Here is a 608-nt window from a genome sequence, read left to right as displayed (position 1 = left end):
AAGTGCGGCGTCAAGCACTTCAACTGGAATTGAACGCGCTCGACGCGTTCCAGCACGCACTTTTTGCCCCTTCAACCTAAACTGCAAGATGTCAGTCAAGGGTGCAAGGACATAGTCCGGATGGTGTGGTCGTCCGGCAACTGCTCGTGGACGTGCGGGCACGTCGATAGCGTTGAGCAACGACCTGACCCGGAAGGGACAAGATCTGCGCGCGGCCCACCTGACGCCCGTCATGCGTCCTCCCCGNTGATCCGGCGCAGCAACCGCAGGAGGGAACACGACCTTATCTGTTGGCAGGCCTCTTGCTTCCCCTGGATCCTGAACAGGATGCGCCCTGGCTCAGCGTGCCTGGATAAGCGTTGCATGTGTAGGGGCGCTGAGCTCAAGGGTGCAAGGACATAGTCCGGATGGTGTGGTCGTCCGGCAACTGCTCRTGGACGTGCGGGCACGTCGATAGCGTTGAGCAACGACCTGACCCGGAAGGGACAAGATCTGCGCGCGGCCCACCTGACGCCCGTCATGCGTCCTCCCCGGGGTCTTGTCCTGGGGACAGTCTGCACACCTTCCCAGATAACGTGGACCTTTGCCGCCGCCAGGACAGCTATGGA

This window comes from Deinococcus sp. Leaf326 (genome assembly GCF_001424185.1).
Taxonomy (GTDB): domain Bacteria; phylum Deinococcota; class Deinococci; order Deinococcales; family Deinococcaceae; genus Deinococcus.
This window is presented reverse-complemented; position numbering follows the sequence as displayed.